We start from the raw sequence: 535 nt of genomic DNA on the forward strand, positions 1-535 counted from the left end.
AGTGTATAGTCAGGCTTACAGTTGTTAAGAAGGACTAATTCATGAAAACACTAATCTTAGGTCTCTCTCTGGGCCTGATGACCGTGGGTGTTGCACACGCGGACCGTCTAGACGATATCCAGAAAGAGGGTGTACTAAGAGTAGGTACTACAGGTGACTATCGCCCATTCTCTTACCACGATGGCGAGACACTTAGTGGTTACGATATTGATGTGGCAAAGCATATGGCTGATCAGCTTGGCGTTAAGGTTGAGTTTGTGGAGACCACTTGGAAAGGGCTGTTGGATGGCCTAGCGCAAGATCAGTATGATATTGCTATGGGGGGTATTACTCGTAAGATGCAACGTCAGTTGAACGCTGAGCAGACTCAAGGCTACATGACGTTTGGCAAGTGCTTTTTGGTCGCTAAAGGCAACACAGAAAAATACGATACCCTAGAAGAAGCAAACCAAGCCAGCACTAAGGTGGGCTATAACATTGGTGGGACAAACGAGTTGTTCGCCAAAGAACACCTGACTAGCGCCAAGTTTACTAC

The 535-nt window shown here is 46.7% G+C and carries 1 protein-coding gene; it reads left to right on the plus strand.

Annotated features, from left to right (window positions below):
* Positions 1-41: 41 nt before the first annotated feature.
* A partial coding sequence (locus tag AB4585_RS28745; protein ID WP_372172188.1) for a transporter substrate-binding domain-containing protein occupies positions 42-535 on the plus strand: 494 nt, incomplete at its 3' end.

Source organism: Vibrio sp. 10N.222.49.C9, from assembly GCF_041474985.1.
GTDB lineage: Bacteria > Pseudomonadota > Gammaproteobacteria > Enterobacterales > Vibrionaceae > Vibrio > Vibrio crassostreae_C.